This is a genomic window from Nocardia fodinahabitans, from assembly GCF_052983615.1.
In genome coordinates, this window is the sequence record NZ_JBRJJC010000001.1 from 4,869,037 (window position 1) to 4,884,894 (window position 15,858).

Consider the following 15,858-nt stretch of genomic DNA (forward strand, 5'->3'; position numbering starts at 1 on the left):
AGATCACCGAGAAGACTCTCCGAGTCTGATCCTTAGATGGGTCGGGTTCGGGGTGGCTCTCTGTGTGACAGTTTCATAGAGTTACGGCGGTTATAGCGGTGGGGAAACGCCCGGTCCCATTCCGAACCCGGAAGCTAAGGCCACCTGCGCCGATGGTACTGCACTCGACAGGGTGTGGGAGAGTAGGACACCGCCGGAACATCATTGCGAAAGGCCCTCCAGCATTGCTGGAGGGCCTTTTTGCGTTCCCGGACAACGTAATTGCCCTGCCAGGCCGTCGGCCGAATTCCGGGGAGGCGGTACTGTGCTGGGGTGCGCCTTGTCATTGCTCGTTGCCAGGTCGACTACGTCGGCCGACTGACCGCCCACCTTCCGATGGCTCGCCGGTTGCTGCTGATCAAGGCCGACGGCTCGGTGCTCGTGCATTCCGATGGCGGCTCGTACAAGCCGCTGAACTGGATGAGCCCGCCGTGCTGGCTGGAGGAGCGCGATATCGCGGCCCTGGTCCCCACCGAGCTGCCCGACGGCGTGACGCCGCTGCGAGAGGGCAAAACGGCGGCGCCGGACAACATCAAGGCGCTGTGGGTGGTGACCAACAAGGCCGGCGAGGAACTGCGCATCTCCATCGAGAACATCGAGCACGACTCCTCCCACGAACTCGGCATCGACCCCGGCCTGGTCAAGGACGGCGTGGAAGCGCACCTGCAGGAGCTGCTGGCCGAACACGTGACGAAGCTCGGCGAGGGGTACACCCTCATCCGGCGCGAGTACATGACCGCCATCGGTCCGGTGGACCTGCTGTGCCGTGACGCCGACGGCGCGACCGTGGCGGTGGAGATCAAGCGGCGCGGTGAGATCGACGGCGTCGAACAGCTCACCCGCTACCTGGAACTGCTCAACCGCGATCCGCTGCTGGCGCCGGTCGCCGGTGTGTTCGCGGCCCAGCAGATCAAGCCGCAGGCGCGGACGCTGGCCGAGGACCGGGGAATCCGCTGCCTCACGCTCGATTACGACGAGCTGCGTGGCACGGAGAGCAACGTTTTCCGCCTCTTCTAGGCTGGGAGCCATGCCGCGACGTAAACCACGCTCAGGGCGACGTAGCGAGCCGGCGCCGATCGGTGATGTCTACGGGCGCACCGAGGACGGACCGGGCGAGGAAACCTACATCGTCCGCACCGTTCCCGGCGCCAGGGCGGTCAAGACCTACCGGTGTCCCGGCTGCGACCACGAGATCGCGCCCGGTGTCGCCCATATCGTCGCCTGGGCCGTCGACGGTGGCGAGGACGACCGCAGGCACTGGCATCAGGGGTGCTGGAACGGCAGGCGCACCCGCGGCATCACCCGTCGCTGGTCCTGAGCCGCGAGACCACGAAAACCGAAGGCCGCCTCGAACATTCGAGGCGGCCTTCGGTTCTTCGGTTATGAGGGTGGAGCAATGTCGTCGCGGGTCCGACGTCAGTTGCTGATGTCGGCGCTCTCGCGGTCGTCGTCGACGATGTCCTCGTCGGCGTCGGCGACCTCGGGGATGGCCTTGGTCTGGCGCGAGCCGGACACGGACTTGTTGTTGCCGTTGTTGCTGATCGACTTGCGCTCGGGGGCGCCGTCGAGCAGCTCGCTCTCGCGGTTGACCGCGGCGAGCATGGCGGGCACCGAGTCGAGCTGGCCACGGATACCGAGCAGCTGGGCCAGCACCCGGCCGCGCAGCACACGCATCTCCTCGGCCAGTTCCTTCGCGTGCGCGATCTTGCGCTCGGAGGTCTGGGTGGCCGAGCTGATGAGGCGGTTCGACTCGTCGGTCGCGTCCTTGATCCGCTGGGCGGCCTCGGCGCGGCTGGTGGCCTCGAGCTCCTCCATGGCACGGGTCAGCTTGGTACGCCGATCGTTCATGGTGGCCTCGAAGTCCTGCTGGGTGGCCTTGCGCTTGGCTTCGGCCTCCTTGCCCAGACGTTCGACATCGGCTTGGGCGGCTTCGATGATCTTGGCCGACTCGGTGCGCGCGTTCGCGAGGGTCTGCTCGAACTCGATCTCGAGCGCCTCGCGCTTCTCCTTGGTCTCCGCGAGCAGCGACTCGTACTTGCCACGCATCTCGGTGGCCTGCTGCTCGGCGATCGACACCATCTCGGCGGCTTCGGCCTGCGCCAGCGCACGGACCTCGGACGCTTCGTCCGAGGCCAGGCGCAGCATGCGCGAGATACGGTCGGACATTCCTTCGGCGGTGGTCGGCGGCACGGAAAGCCGGTCGACCTCCTTGCGGAGCTCGTCGATCTCGTCCCGCGCGTCTTCCAGCTGGCTGGCGAGATTCCGGGCCTGCGCGGCGGCAGCATCCCGGTCGGTGGCGGTGACGCGGAGCTCGGCGTCGAAGCGGTCGAAGTAGTTGCGCACCTCGTCTTGCGCATAACCCTTGCGCACAACGGTGAAGGGCAGTGCAACGAAGCGATTGCGATCGGACTCAGGTGACGACATGGCACACAAAATACAGCCTCGAGCGAGCGTATGGAGACTCGACCGTGATTGTGATCTCGCCGAGATTTACCGACCGTACCCGCCTACTAGTGCGTAACATTCGGGTTCGGCTCGACGAGCTCCACCAGCACACCGCCAGCATCCTTCGGATGGATGAAATTGATGCGGGAATCGGCGGTGCCGTGACGAGGGGCTTCGTACAGCAAACGCAGGCCACGGCCGCGCAGGAAGGCCGAAACCGCCTCGATGTCGGTGACCCGGTAGGCCAGCTGCTGCAGGCCGGGTCCGCTGCGGTCGATGAATTTGGCGATCGTGGACTCCGGGGTCAGCGGGGCCAGCAACTGCAGGGCGGTCGCGCGGTCGGCCGCGGCGGGGCACGACAGCATCGCCTCGACGACGCCCTGGGCCTCGTTGACCTCGCGGTGGGTCTCGACCATGCCGAGATTGTCGGTGTACCAGGCGACGGCGGCGTCGAGGTCGGGCACGGCGATGCCGACGTGGTCGACGGCGATGACGTAGTCGGCGGGGATGATGTTGTCGTTGCTCACCCCTCGAAGCTAGCGCCTATCGGCACGGACGCGAAGCGGCCCCAGCCCTGCGCATGGCGGGAGCGCAGGCGGAGGTACGCGTACCTGCCTGCCGGGTGTGCTCCGATACCGGTTACCGTTGAGTGCAACCCTTGACGTGCGCGGCTTGTCCGCTGCGTGCGTCACGGCGAGGTTCGACTCAATGAATGCGAGGCTTTCGTGACGACTTCTGTCATCGTGTCCGGTGCGCGTACCCCGGTCGGCAGGCTCCTGGGCGGTCTGAAGGATTTCAAGGCCTCGGATCTGGCCGGTGTGGCGATCAAGGCGGCGCTGGAGAAGGGTGGTGTGGCGCCCGAGCAGGTCGACTACGTCATCCTCGGTCAGGTGCTGCAGGCCGGTGCCGGGCAGCTGCCCGCCCGCCAGGCGGCGATCGCCGCGGGTATCCCGATGGATGTGCCGTCGCTGCTGATCAACAAGGTCTGCCTGTCGGGCATCAACGCGATCGCGCTGGCCGATCAGCTGATCCGTGCCGGTGAGCACGAGATCATCGTGGCCGGCGGCATGGAGTCGATGAGCCAGACCCCGCACCTGCTGCCCAAGAGCCGTGAGGGCCACAAGTACGGCGACACCACCCTGGTCGACCACATGGCCTACGACGGCCTGCACGACGTGATCACCGACCAGGCGATGGGCCTGCTGACCGAGGACCGCAACGACCTGGACAAGGTCAGCCGCGAGGAGCAGGACGCGGTGGCCGCGGCCTCGCACCAGCGCGCCGCCGCCGCGTGGAAGAACGGGCTGTTCACCGACGAGGTCGTGCCGGTCGCCGTGCCGCAGCGCAAGGGTGACCCGATCTACGTCAGCGAGGACGAGGGCATCCGCGCCGACACCACCGTCGAGTCGCTGGGCAAGCTGCGTCCGGCCTTCCGCAAGGACGGCACCGTGACCGCGGGCACCGCCTCGCAGATCTCCGACGGCGCGGCCGCGGTGATCGTCATGAGCAAGGCCAAGGCCGAGGAACTGGGTCTGGAGTGGATCGCCGAGATCGGCGCCGCCGGTCAGGTCGCCGGTCCGGACTCGACCCTGCAGGACCAGCCGGCCAACGCCATCCTCGCCGCGTGCGCGAAGGAAGGCATCACTCCGGCCGACCTGGATCTGATCGAGATCAACGAGGCCTTCGCGGCCGTCGGCGTGTCCTCGACCAAGAAGCTGGGCTACGACCCGGAGAAGGTCAACGTCAACGGTGGCGCCATCGCCATCGGTCACCCGCTGGGCATGTCGGGCGCCCGCATCCTGCTGCACCTGGCGCTGGAGCTGAAGCGTCGCGGTGGCGGCGTCGGCGCTGCCGCGCTGTGCGGTGGCGGCGGTCAGGGCGACGCGCTGATCATTCGGGTGGGGTAATTCTGGAGCGCTGGCGCGCTCGAGTTCGCGGTCCCTCCCGTCGCATCGATCAGGTGCCGTGGCTTGCTCCTTCGTTGCCTACGCCACGGCACCTGATCGACGGGACGGCCGCGAACCGCCGCTGACGCGGCGGGACCCTCCTCGAGGTCGGGTCGTCGGGGCTGGGCTGTCGATGTGACCCGTCCAACTACGTCGTGTCGTAGGTCATGCTGCACAATGGCTGGTATGGGTTTCTTCGATCTGCGGTCCACTGCCAGTCGTTTCCGGTTCTTCGCGGTGCTCGAGGCACTGTCGTGGATCGGTCTGCTGACCGGTATGGCGTTCAAATACCTGCCCGCCGAGGGCAACGAGATCGGCGTGAAGATCTTCGGTCCGGTGCACGGCGCGATCTTCATCCTGTTCGTGATCACGGCGCTGCTGACCGCGCGGGAACTGAACTGGGGCTGGAAGACCACCGTGCTGGCGCTGGCGTCGAGCATTCCGCCGCTGTTCACCGTGGCCTTCGAGATCTGGGCCGTGCGCACCGGTCAGCTGGGCGAACTGAGCGCCGACGCGAGCAAGGGCTCCCCGGCAACCGCGCCGACGGCTTCGTGACAAACTGGAAAGCGTGACTCGACCCGCTGCCCGTCGTCCTTCGCCCGCCGCTGCTGCCGCCATGTCCGGCGCGGTGGATCTGTCCGCGCTGAAGCAGCCGCCCGCCGCTCCCGGCGGCGCGCCTGCGGCCCCGGGGAACCATACGGTCACCGAGGCGGATTTCGAAGCCAAGGTCATCCGCCGTTCGATGCAGGTGCCCGTCGTGGTTGCGCTGTACTCGCAGCGCAGCCCGGGCAGCGTCGAGCTGGTCCGCACGCTGGAGCGGCTCAACGCCGACGACCGCGGCGGCTGGGACCTGGCCGCGATCGAAGCCGAATCGAACATGAACATCGTGCAGGCGCTGCGGGTGCAGGGCATTCCCACGGTGATCGCGGTGGCAGGCGGGCAGCCGCTGGCCGATTTCGAGGGCGCCCAGCCCGAGGCGCAGGTGCGCCAGTGGCTCGACGCGGTGATGGACGCGACGGCGGGCAAGCTCGAGGGTGACCCGAACGCCGCGGGCGCGGCGCCCGAGGTCGAGGACCCGCGCTTCACCGCCGCCGAGGACGCGCTCGCCGAGGGCGACATCACCGGCGCCGAGGCGGCCTATGAGGCGATCCTGGTCGAGGAGCCCGGCAACGAGGAAGCCAAGGCGGCCCTGCGTCAGCTGCGCTTCCTGACCAGGGCCCAGCAGATCGACCCGGCCGTGGTCGCCACCGCCGACGCCGATCCGGCGAACCTGGACGCGGCCCTCGACGCCGCCGACGTGGAGCTGCTCGAGCAGCGCCCCGAGGCCGCCTTCGAGCGCATCATCGCGGCCGTCAAGCGCACGGCGGGCGACGACCGCACCAAGGCCCGCACCCGGCTGCTCGAGCTCTTCGAGCTGTTCGACCCGGCCGAGCCCTTCGTGGTCGCGGCTCGCCGCAAGCTGGCCACCGCGCTGTACTGAACTGCCGGGACGGCCCTGTCGTATCTCCTCATAGACCCGCGGCACCGGGCCGCGAGCTGACTCGAGGAGATACGACATGACCTCACTCGACCACTCGGGCGCGGTCGATCAGGCCGAGGTGGAAGCCTTCGCGGGATCGATGATCGAGGTGCTCGACCACGCGAGCACCGCGCTGATGATCAGCATGGGCCACCAGGTCGGCCTGTTCGACACGATGGCGGCCTATCCCGCCGCGACCAGCCAGGAGCTCGCCGAGGCGGCGGGCCTGAACGAGCGCTACGTGCGGGAGTGGCTCGGCGCCGTCACCACCGCGGGCATCGTGCGCTACGACTCGCCCACGGCCACCTACACGCTCCCGCCCGCACACGCGGCCAGCCTGACCAGGGCCGCGGGCCCGGACAATCTCGCGCGGGTCATGCAGTTCATCGGCCAGCTCGGTGAGGTGGAACCCAAGATCGTCGAGCGTTTCCGGATCGGCGGCGGCCTGGCCTATGACGACTACGTCCGCTTCCACGCGCTGATGGCCGAGGAGAGCGCCGAGGTGTTCGACGCCGCGCTGATCGAGGTGATCCTGCCGATGTCGCCCGGCCTCACCGACCGGCTGCTGATGGGGATGGACGTGGCAGACATCGCCTGCGGCAGCGGGCACGCGGTGAACCTGATGGCGCGGGCGTTCCCGGCGAGCCGATTCACCGGGTACGACTTCTCCGCCGACGCGATCGCGGCGGGCCGGGCGGAGGCGGAGGCGATGGGCCTGACCAATGTCGCGTTCGTCGAGCAGGATGTGGCGGCGCTGCACGCGCCCGAATCCTGTGATCTGATCACCGTTTTCGACGCGATCCACGATCAGGCGCATCCCGCGCGGGTGCTGGCCAACATCGCGACGGCGCTACGGCCCGACGGTGTCTTCCTGATGGTCGACGTGCACGCGTCGAGCAGGCTGGAGGAGAACATGGACCTGCCGCTCGGTCCGTTCCTGTACGCGGTGTCGACGATGCACTGCATGTCGGTGTCGCTGGGGCAGGACGGGGACGGGCTCGGCACGGTGTGGGGCGAACAGCGCGCGCTGTCGATGCTCGCCGACGCCGGTTTCACCGAGGTCAGCACCAGCCAGGTCGACGGCGATCCGCTCAATACCTACTACATCGCGAGCAAGGGCTGAGCCCGCGCCGCTGCTACGGTCGGAACATGGGCTCCAAGAAGGACATTCAGCATCGGATCGTGACCGCGTTCCAGCGGCCGCTCAACGTGGTCGTGCGTCGGCTGCCCGGCCATCAGCTGCTCGAGACGACCGGCCGGGTGAGCGGGCAGCCGCGGACCACGCCGATCGGCGGGCGCCGCGTCGGTGACCAGTTCTGGCTGGTCTCCGAATTCGGCGAGCGTTCGCAGTATGTCCGCAACATCCTCGCCGACAACCGGGTCCGGGTGCGGCTGCGCGGGCGGTGGCACAGCGGCATCGCCCACCTGGTGCCCGACGACGATCCGCGCGCCCGGCTGCGCGCGCTGCCGCGCTACAACAGCGCCGCCGTGCGCGCGGTCGGGACCGACCTGCTGACGATCCGGATCGATCTGGCCGACTAGCGCTCGGCGGCCAGCCACACCGCGCTGTTGGCGGCCATGGTGACGGTGGCCGAGGCGGGACGGCCGTGCCACGGGGTGTCCTCGGCCCGCACCCCGCCGAGGTTGCCGACGCCGGACCCGCCGTACTCCTGGGCATCGGTATTGAGGACCTCGCGCCAGATACCGGTGTGCGGCAGGCCGATCCGGTAGTTCTCCCTGGTCGATCCGGAGAAGTTGAAGACGCAGGCGACCGCGCTGCCGTCGGCACCCCAGCGCAGGAACGCGAAGACGTTTGCGGCGCTGTCGTCGGCCTCGATCCAGGAGTGCCCGCCGGGCGTGGTGTCCTGACTCCACAGCGCCGGATGCCCGGTGTAGGTGCGGTTGAGATCGCCGACCATGGTCGAGATGCCCTGGTGCAGGGGATTTTCCAGTTCCTGCCAGTCCAGGCCGCGATCGTTGTCCCACTCGCGGAACTGGCCGAACTCCTGGCCCATGAACAGCAGCTGCTTGCCGGGGTGGGCCCACATGTAGGCCAGCAGCGCGCGCACGCCGCTCGCCTTGGCGAAGTCGTCGCCGGGCATCCGAGTCCACAGCGTGCCCTTGCCGTGCACGACCTCGTCGTGGCTGATCGGCAGCAGGTAGTTCTCGCTCCACGCGTAGACCAGCGAGAACGTCATCTCGTTGTGGTGCCAGGACCGGTGGATCGGGTCGCGGCCCAGGTAGCCGAGGGTGTCGTGCATCCAGCCCATGTTCCACTTCATGGTGAAACCGAGGCCGCCGACATCGGTGCCGCGGGTGACACCGGGCCAGGTGGTCGACTCCTCGGCGACGGTGACCACGCCGGGATACGCGCGATGCACGGTGTCGTTGAGTTCCTGCAGGAAGTCGACGGCTTCCAGGTTCTCCCGGCCGCCGTAGACGTTCGGCTCCCAGCCGCCGTCGGGCCGCGAGTAGTCCAGGTAGAGCATGGAGGCCACCGCGTCGACGCGCAGGCCGTCGATGTGGAACTCCTCGATCCAGAAGGCGGCGTTGGCCACCAGGAAGTTGCGGACCTCGTTGCGGCCGAAGTCGAAAACGTAGGTGCCCCAGTCGAGTTGCTCGCCGCGGCGGGGGTCGGGGTGCTCGTAGAGCGGGGTGCCGTCGAAGCGGGCCAGCGCCCATTCGTCGCGCGGGAAGTGCGCGGGCACCCAGTCGAGCAGCACGCCGATCCCGGCGTTGTGCAGGTGGTCGACGAAGTAGCGGAAGTCGTCGGGGCTGCCGAAGCGGGAGGTGGGCGCGTAGTAGGAGGTGACCTGATAGCCCCACGATCCGCCGAACGGGTGCTCGGCGACCGGCAGCAGTTCGACGTGGGTGAAGCCGGTCGTGCGCACGTAATCGGCCAGCTGCTCCGCCAATTCGCGATAGCCGAGGCCGGGGCGCCACGACCCGAGGTGCACCTCGTAGACGCTCATGGGAGAGCGGATGGCGTCGGCGCCCGCGCGGCGGTCCAGCCACGCGCTGTCGGTCCACACGTGATCGGCGCGGCTGACCACGGACGCGGTCGCGGGTGGGACCTCGGTCGCGAAGGCCAGCGGATCGGCGTGATCGACGACGCGGCCGTCGGCGCCGTGTACCCGGTACTTGTAGCGTGTGCCCGGCCCGACACCGGGCACGAACACCTCCCACACCCCCGACGACCCGAGCGCGCGCATCGGCGCGGAACTGCCGCTCCAGTGGTCGAAATCGCCGAAGACGGTGACGCCGCGGGCATTCGGCGCCCACACCGCGAACGAGGTGCCGTCGACATCGCCGTCGAGGGTGGTGTAATGCCGCGGATGCGCGCCGAGCACTTCCCACAGCCGGGTGTGGCGGCCCTCGCCGATGAGGTGCAGGTCGAACTCACCGACGGTGGGCAGGAAACGGTAGCCGTCGGCGGTGACCACCGTCTGGCCGCCGGGGTAGGCGGTGCGCACGCGGTAGTCGTCGACCTGCGGATACGGCAGGACGGCGGCGAATACGCCGTGCCCCAGCGACTTCAGCGGATGCTCGGTGGCGCCGACCAGGACGGTCACCGACTCGGCGTGCGGGCGCAGCACGCGCACCGCGGTGCCGTCCGGCTGCGGGTGCGCGCCCAGGACGGTATGCGGGTCGGGGTGGGTGCCCGCTGCCAGCAGCATCAGGTCGCGGCGTTTCATCGCAACGTCCGGCGGTAGGCCAGCGGGGCCCGAGCGGCGGCGGGGACGGCGGGCAGCGCGAGGATGTGGGCGGGTGCCCGCGCCGGGTCCAGGCGCACGAAATTGTGCTGGCCCCAGTGGTATTCCTCGCCGGTGACCTCGTCGAAGACCACCGGGTGGTCGTGCCATTCGCGGCCGATCGCGGGCAGGTCCAGCGAGATGTGGCCCTGCTCGGCGCCGTACGGGTTCAGGTTGACGATCACCAGCACCGCGTCACCGGAGGCCGGATCGATCTTGGAGTAGGCCAGCAGGGCGTCGTTGTCGATCGGGTGGAAGTGGATGCAGCGCAACTGCTGCAGCGCGGGGTGGGCGCGGCGGATCTCGTTGAGCCTGGTCAGCCACGGTTCCAGGGACTCGCCGCGGGCCAGCGCGCCGGTGAAATCGCGGGGGCGCAGCTCGTACTTCTCCGAGTCCAGGTATTCCTCGCTGCCAGGGCGCACGGCCTCGTGCTCGAACAGCTCGTAGCCGGAGTAGACGCCCCAGGTGGGCGCCAGCGTCGCGGCGAGGGCGGCGCGCAGGGCGAACATGCCGGGACCGCCGTGCTGCAGGCTCTCGTGCAGGATGTCGGGGGTGTTCACGAACAGATTGGGCCTGGCCTCGTCGGCCTTGGCGGCGAGTTCGGTGCCGAATTCGGCCAGCTCCCACTTGAAGACACGCCAGGTGAAGTACGTGTAGGACTGGCTGAACCCGCGTCGTGCCAGACCGTAGAGCCGGGCCGGGCGGGTGAACGCCTCGGACAGGAAGATCACGTCGGGGTCGGTGCGGCGCACCTGCGCGATCAGCCACTCCCAGAAATCGGCGGGCTTGGTGTGCGGGTTGTCCACGCGGAAGATGGTGACGCCCAAGGTGATCCAGTGCCGGACCACGCGCAGCACCTCGGCGTAGAGGCCGTCGGGGTCGTTGTCGAAGTTGACCGGGTAGATGTCCTGGTACTTCTTCGGCGGGTTCTCCGCGAAGGCGATGGTGCCGTCGGGCAGCGTGGTGAACCACTCCGGGTGCGTCCGCACCCACGGGTGGTCGGGGGCGCATTGCAGGGCCAGGTCGATGGCGACCTCGAGGCCGAGATCGGTTGCGGTGGCGACGAAGTCGACGAAATCGGCCTCGGTGCCGAGCAGTGGGTTGGTGGCGTCGTGACCGCCGTCGGCCGAGCCGATGGCCCACGGCGAGCCGACGTCACCCGGTTCGGTGGTGAGCGCGTTGTTGCGGCCCTTGCGATTGATCTCGCCGACCGGGTGGATCGGCGGCAGGTAGACCACGTCGAAGCCCATCCCCGCGATGCGGGGGAGTTCGCGGGCGGCGGTCGCGAAGGTGCCGTGCACGGGATTGCCGTCGGCATCGCGGCCGCCGGTGGAGCGCGGGAAGAACTCGTACCACGAGCCGACCAGCGCGCGCCTGCGCTCGACCAGCACCGAATGCTGGGCGCCGCGGGTGACCATCTCGCGCAGTGGGGTCGCGCGCAGGATCTCGGCGACCTCCTCGCTGAACGCCGGGGCGACCCGGGCAGGCAGCTGCTCGTCGCTGCGCAGGGCGGCGGCGGCGGCGCGCAGCCGTTCGAACTGCTTCTTGGGCACCGCCTGGGCGGCCCGCTCGAACAGGGTGGCGCCGATCTCGAGATCGTTGGCCAGGTCGAGCGCGGTCTGGCCGACCGCGAGCTTGGCCTCGACGGCCGACCGCCAGGTCGCGATCGGATCGCTCCAGCCCTCGATGCGGAAGGTCCACACGCCGGGGGTGTGCGGGGTGAACAGGCCGTTGAAGACATCGGGCTCGTAATCGGGTGTCATCCGCAGGCGGGTGATCCGCGACGAGCCGGGCGCGCGCACCGCCAGCGTCGCCGCCACGGCGTCGTGCCCCTCGCGCCACACGACGGCGCGGACGGGAAACACCTCGCCGACGGCGGCCTTGGCCGGGCGGCCGCCGGGGATGGACGGGGCGATGTCATCTATGGCAATCCGGCCGGTCACCGCACAAACCTACTGCATTTCCGCCGACCGGGCGCTGAGCGCCGCAGCCCCACTGATCAGCCGGGAACGCGGGCCCGCCGCCTTCAGCGGGCGTCCGCGGCCAGGCCGAGGCCCAGTGCGACCAAGATCGCGGCGAGGGTCCGCTCCACGCGTTGGCGAATGGCGGCGCGGCGCAGCCAGGCACCCGCCCGGTCGGCGGCCAGCACGACCGCGACGCACCGGCCCGGCAGCGCGGCCAGGATCAGCGAGGCGACCAGGAATTCGGGCAGGACGTCGACCCAGTGCGGCATCGCCGCATGGTGGCACGGGGTAGGCGGTGGCAGCCAGTGGTTTTGTGGCGGTCGGTGGGTCAGGTGGTGCGTAGTCCCGCGAGGAGCTTGTCCAGCGCGGTGATGGTGTCGGGGAGCGCGCCGGGGTCGGGGGTGGTGGCGAGCCAGAGGGCGGCCTCGTTCATCGCGCCGGAGAGCAGTTGGGTGAGGGGAGCGATGGGCTGGGGCGCCAGGATGCCGGCGTCGACCAGCGATTCCAGCGCTTCGTGCAGGTGCCGGGCGGAATTGGCCTCGTCCAGGGCGCGCCATTCGTGCCAGCCGAGGACGGCCGGGCCGTCGATCAACATGATCCGCTGGACCAGGGGATCGGCGCTGGCCCGGAGGAACGCGGCGCATCCGGTGGTCAGCTGGCCCCAGGGATCGGGCTCGGCGTCCGCGGCGGCCGCGACCTGCTCGCCGACCTCCTGCTGCACCTGGGTGAGCACCGCCCGGAACAGCTCGGCCTTGCTGTCGAAGTGGTGGTACAACGCGCCCTTGGTGACCCCGGACGCCGTCACGATCTCCGACAAGCCAACGGCCGCATAGCCTTTCGCGGCGAACAGGCGCCTGCTCTGCGCCACCAGCACCCGCCGCGTCTCCTCGCGTTGCAGCGTTCGCGCCGTGGATGTCATCCGCCGTCCTCCCATTGACCTACCGTTGGTATGTGAACTAGCCTACGACACATACCATCGGTATGTGAAAGGAAAGTCATGGCACTGAGCAGCTTCTACCCGGTTCTCGCCACACCCCGGATCGCGGACTCCCGCGACTTCTACACGCGCTGGTTCGGCTTCGAGATCACCTTCGAGGCCGACTGGTACGTCAGCCTCCGCCGCCCCGCCCGCGACAACGAGCCCGCCTACGAACTGGCCCTCCTCGACCCCACCCACCCGACCATCCCCGCGGGCTTCGGCAAGCCGATCCAGGGCCTGGTCCTGAACTTCGAGGTCGACGACGTCGACGCCGAATGGCACCGCCTGGTCGAATCCGGCGGCCTGCACCCCGAACTGTCCCTCCGCACCGAAGACTTCGGCCAGCGTCACTTCATCCTCGCCGACCCCTCCGGCGTCCTCGTCGACGTCATCACCGAGGTCCCGCCCACCCCCGAATTCGCCGCCCAATTCAGCCAGTAGATCCGGCCGACGTGGCGTCCATCGCAACCGGCTGATCAGGTGAGAACAGGGGTAACTCCCCGCCTACCTCCCGCCGCAAAAATTCGCGGAGCGGCGGAACAGCGGTACTGTTTGGCGGGTGAAGGCACTTCGTCGGTTCACTGTCCGTGCCCATCTGCCGGAGCGGCTCACCGCGCTGGGCGAGTTGTCGACGAACCTGCGGTGGTCGTGGCACGGCCCGACGCAGGATCTGTTCGCCGAACTCGACCCGGAGCTGTGGCGCGTGGTCGGCCAAGATCCGGTCCGGATGCTGGGGGAGGTGCCCGCCGAGCGTCTCGACGCGCTCGCCGCCGATCCCGCGTATGGCGCCCGGGTGGACGCGGCCGCCGAGGGGCTGCGCGACTATCTGGCCCGGCCGCGCTGGTTCCAGCAGCAGACCGGGACGAATGTCGCGGGGATCGCGTATTTCTCGATGGAGTTCGGTGTCACCGAGGTGCTGCCGAACTACTCGGGTGGTCTGGGCATCCTGGCCGGTGACCATCTCAAGGCCGCCTCCGATCTGGGTCTGCCGCTGATCGGCGTGGGGCTGCTGTACCGCTCCGGGTACTTCCGGCAGTCGCTGTCGGCCGACGGCTGGCAGATGGAGCATTACCCGGCGCTGGATCCGCAGGGTCTGCCGTTGCGCCTGCTCACCAGCGACGGTTCACCGGTGCTGATCCATGTCGGTATGCCGGAGGGCCGGGTGCTGCGGGCGCGGGTGTGGATCGCCCAGGTGGGCCGGATTCCGCTGTTGCTACTCGATTCCGATATCGCCGACAACGATCCGGAGCTGCGCGCGGTCACCGACCGGCTCTACGGTGGCGATCAGGATCACCGGATCAAGCAGGAGATCCTGGCCGGCATCGGTGGGGTCCGCGCGGTGCGCGCCTATACCCGTGCCAACGGGCTGCCCGATCCCGACGTGTTCCACATGAACGAGGGCCACGCGGGCTTCCTCGGGGTGGAGCGGATCCGTGAATTCATCGCGGGCGGACTGGATTTCGACACCGCGCTGGCCGCGGTCCGGGCCGGCACCGTGTTCACCACGCACACCCCGGTGCCCGCCGGGATCGACCGGTTCCCGATGCCGCTGGTGCGCCGCTACTTCGGTGGCGCGCACGGTGAATCCGAATCCGCGCTGCTGCCGGGGCTTTCCGTCGACCGGATCCTGGCCTTCGGCCGGGAGTCCGATCCCTCCGTGTTCAATATGGCGCACATGGGTCTGCGGATGGCCCAGCGCGCCAACGGCGTCTCGAAGCTGCACGGCGAGGTCAGCCGGGATATGTTCGCCGGGCTGTGGCCGGGCTTCGACGCGGCCGAGGTGCCGATCGGTTCGGTCACCAACGGTGTGCACGCGCCGACCTGGGCGGCCAGGGAATGGCTCGACAAGGCGCGCGAGCTGGTCGGCCCGGAGCTGGTCGAGGAGGCGCGCGGCTGGGCGAAGCTCAGCGATGTCGATCTCGGACAGCTGTGGTCGACGCGAAACACCTTGCGCGGCGTGCTGATCGACGAGGTGCGCCGCAGGCTGCGCGATTCCTGGCATCAGCGGGGCGCGGCCGACGCGGAACTGGGCTGGATCGACGAGGTCTTCGACCCCTCGGTGCTCACCGTCGGCTTCGCGCGTCGCGTGCCCACCTACAAGCGCCTGACGCTGATGCTGCGCGACCCCGACCGGCTGCGCGCGCTGCTGCTCGACCCCGAGCGGCCGGTGCAGCTGGTGGTCGCGGGCAAGAGCCATCCCGCCGACGACGGCGGCAAGGCGCTGATCCAGCAGGTCGTGCGGTTCGCCGACGATCCGGCGGTGCGTCACCGCATCGTCTTCCTGCCCGACTACGACATGTCGATGGCCCGTTACCTCTACTGGGGTTGCGATGTGTGGCTGAACAATCCGCTGCGCCCGCTCGAGGCGTGCGGCACCTCCGGCATGAAGTCCGCGCTCAACGGCGGCCTCAACCTGTCCATCCGCGACGGCTGGTGGGACGAGATGTTCGACGGCGAGAACGGCTGGGCGATTCCCACCGCCGACGGCGTGCGCGACGAGCACCGCCGCGACGACCTCGAGGCCTCGGCGCTCTACGAGCTCGTCGAGCGCACGGTCGCGCCCCGCTTCTACGACCGTGACGCCGCAGGCGTGCCGGTGCGCTGGACCGAGATGGTGCGCCACACCCTGCAGACCACCAGTCCGAAGGTGCTGGCCTCGCGCATGGTGCGCGACTACGCCGAGCAGTACTACGGTCCGGCGGCCGCGGCGTTCGGCCGGGCCGCCGCCGACGGGTTCGCCGGCGCGGCGCAGGTCGCCGAATACCGCAAGCGGGTCGACGCGGCCTGGCCGTCGGTGCGGGTGGCACAGGTCGACAGCTCCGGCCTGCCCGATACCCCGGTGATCGGCGCGAAGTTGTCCCTGGAGGCGCGCATCGAACTCGGCGGGCTCGCGCCGTCGGACGTCGTGGTGCAGGCGGTGCTCGGCCGGGTCTCGCCGGCCGACGACCTGTCCGACACCACCACCGTCGAGATGACCCACACCGGCACCGACGAGGGCGTCGAGCTGTACGCGGTGCAGTCGCCGGTGCCGCTGTCGGGCGCGGTCGGCTATACCGTGCGTGTGCTGCCCCACAACGCGCTACTGGCGTCGGATGCCGAGCTGGGGCTGGTGGCCGTCGCGGGGGCGTGACCTGCGTCGTGACACGGATGGCGGGTTCTTCGATTCAGTGAACTTTCCGCTACCGTTCCTGGGCATCCTTCTTCTTTGAAATTC

Annotated in this window: 15 protein-coding genes and 1 rRNA gene; 10 read left to right on the forward strand and 6 right to left on the reverse strand. The window is 69.2% G+C overall.

The window, feature by feature from the left end:
- Positions 1 to 82: 82 nt before the first annotated feature.
- The 3 genes from rrf to NV348_RS22555 all read left to right on the forward strand — a co-directional run bounded on the left by rrf (position 83) and on the right by NV348_RS22555 (position 1,357).
- Positions 83 to 199, forward strand: a 5S ribosomal RNA gene (rrf, locus tag NV348_RS22545).
- A gap of 113 nt (positions 200 to 312) precedes the next feature.
- Positions 313 to 1,056 (forward strand): endonuclease NucS, encoded by a 744-nt coding sequence (gene nucS, locus NV348_RS22550; RefSeq protein WP_447148672.1) that lies wholly within the window; start codon positions 313 to 315, stop codon positions 1,054 to 1,056.
- A gap of 10 nt (positions 1,057 to 1,066) precedes the next feature.
- Complete coding sequence (locus tag NV348_RS22555) at positions 1,067 to 1,357, forward strand: Rv1322 family protein (RefSeq protein WP_218716779.1); 291 nt, start codon at positions 1,067 to 1,069, stop codon at positions 1,355 to 1,357.
- A 98-nt stretch (positions 1,358 to 1,455) separates the two neighbouring features.
- Here the strand turns inward: NV348_RS22555 and NV348_RS22560 are convergent, their stop codons facing one another.
- Both NV348_RS22560 and mce read right to left on the reverse strand, forming a co-directional pair.
- The gene (locus tag NV348_RS22560; protein ID WP_447148673.1) at positions 1,456 to 2,463 is read right to left on the reverse strand and encodes a coiled-coil domain-containing protein; all 1,008 of its coding nucleotides are present in this window, start codon (positions 2,461 to 2,463) and stop codon (positions 1,456 to 1,458) included.
- 86 nt (positions 2,464 to 2,549) lie between these two features.
- Positions 2,550 to 3,011 (reverse strand): methylmalonyl-CoA epimerase, encoded by a 462-nt coding sequence (gene mce, locus NV348_RS22565; protein ID WP_218716780.1) that lies wholly within the window; start codon positions 3,009 to 3,011, stop codon positions 2,550 to 2,552.
- Positions 3,012 to 3,209: 198 nt separating this feature from the next.
- On the opposite strand from mce, the gene NV348_RS22570 reads away from it, so the two are divergent.
- The 5 genes from NV348_RS22570 to NV348_RS22590 all read left to right on the forward strand — a co-directional run bounded on the left by NV348_RS22570 (position 3,210) and on the right by NV348_RS22590 (position 7,491).
- On the forward strand, positions 3,210 to 4,391 hold the full coding sequence (locus NV348_RS22570; RefSeq protein WP_447148674.1) for an acetyl-CoA C-acetyltransferase: 1,182 nt from the start codon (positions 3,210 to 3,212) through the stop codon (positions 4,389 to 4,391).
- 216 nt (positions 4,392 to 4,607) lie between these two features.
- Complete coding sequence (locus NV348_RS22575) at positions 4,608 to 4,985, forward strand: DUF3817 domain-containing protein (RefSeq protein ID WP_447148675.1); 378 nt, start codon at positions 4,608 to 4,610, stop codon at positions 4,983 to 4,985.
- Positions 4,986 to 5,046: 61 nt separating this feature from the next.
- The gene (locus tag NV348_RS22580) at positions 5,047 to 5,910 is read left to right on the forward strand and encodes a tetratricopeptide repeat protein (RefSeq protein WP_447151122.1); all 864 of its coding nucleotides are present in this window, start codon (positions 5,047 to 5,049) and stop codon (positions 5,908 to 5,910) included.
- 76 nt (positions 5,911 to 5,986) lie between these two features.
- Positions 5,987 to 7,072: a class I SAM-dependent methyltransferase gene (locus NV348_RS22585; protein WP_447148676.1), complete on the forward strand. Its 1,086-nt coding sequence runs from the start codon at positions 5,987 to 5,989 to the stop codon at positions 7,070 to 7,072.
- A gap of 26 nt (positions 7,073 to 7,098) precedes the next feature.
- Positions 7,099 to 7,491, forward strand: coding sequence for a nitroreductase family deazaflavin-dependent oxidoreductase (locus tag NV348_RS22590; protein ID WP_447148677.1), 393 nt, complete (start codon positions 7,099 to 7,101; stop codon positions 7,489 to 7,491).
- Here the strand turns inward: NV348_RS22590 and glgB are convergent.
- The 4 genes from glgB to NV348_RS22610 form a co-directional block, all read right to left on the reverse strand.
- Entirely contained in the window at positions 7,488 to 9,644 is a 2,157-nt protein-coding gene (gene glgB, locus NV348_RS22595) for a 1,4-alpha-glucan branching protein GlgB (RefSeq protein ID WP_447148678.1), read from the reverse strand. The two genes, NV348_RS22590 and glgB, sit on opposite strands and share 4 nt — an antisense overlap.
- Complete coding sequence (locus NV348_RS22600) at positions 9,641 to 11,644, reverse strand: maltotransferase domain-containing protein (RefSeq protein ID WP_447148679.1); 2,004 nt, start codon at positions 11,642 to 11,644, stop codon at positions 9,641 to 9,643. The genes glgB and NV348_RS22600 overlap by 4 nt, the downstream gene beginning before the upstream one ends.
- A gap of 83 nt (positions 11,645 to 11,727) precedes the next feature.
- Complete coding sequence (locus tag NV348_RS22605) at positions 11,728 to 11,934, reverse strand: hypothetical protein (RefSeq protein ID WP_447148680.1); 207 nt, start codon at positions 11,932 to 11,934, stop codon at positions 11,728 to 11,730.
- Between the two features lie 59 nt (positions 11,935 to 11,993).
- A complete protein-coding gene (locus NV348_RS22610) occupies positions 11,994 to 12,584 on the reverse strand; it encodes a TetR/AcrR family transcriptional regulator (RefSeq protein ID WP_447148681.1) in 591 nt (196 codons plus the stop codon).
- Between the two features lie 78 nt (positions 12,585 to 12,662).
- On the opposite strand from NV348_RS22610, the gene NV348_RS22615 reads away from it, so the two are divergent.
- Positions 12,663 to 13,085 (forward strand): VOC family protein, encoded by a 423-nt coding sequence (locus NV348_RS22615; RefSeq protein WP_447148682.1) that lies wholly within the window; start codon positions 12,663 to 12,665, stop codon positions 13,083 to 13,085.
- A gap of 118 nt (positions 13,086 to 13,203) precedes the next feature.
- Positions 13,204 to 15,774 (forward strand): alpha-glucan family phosphorylase, encoded by a 2,571-nt coding sequence (gene glgP / locus NV348_RS22620; RefSeq protein WP_447148683.1) that lies wholly within the window; start codon positions 13,204 to 13,206, stop codon positions 15,772 to 15,774.
- Positions 15,775 to 15,858 lie beyond the last annotated feature (84 nt).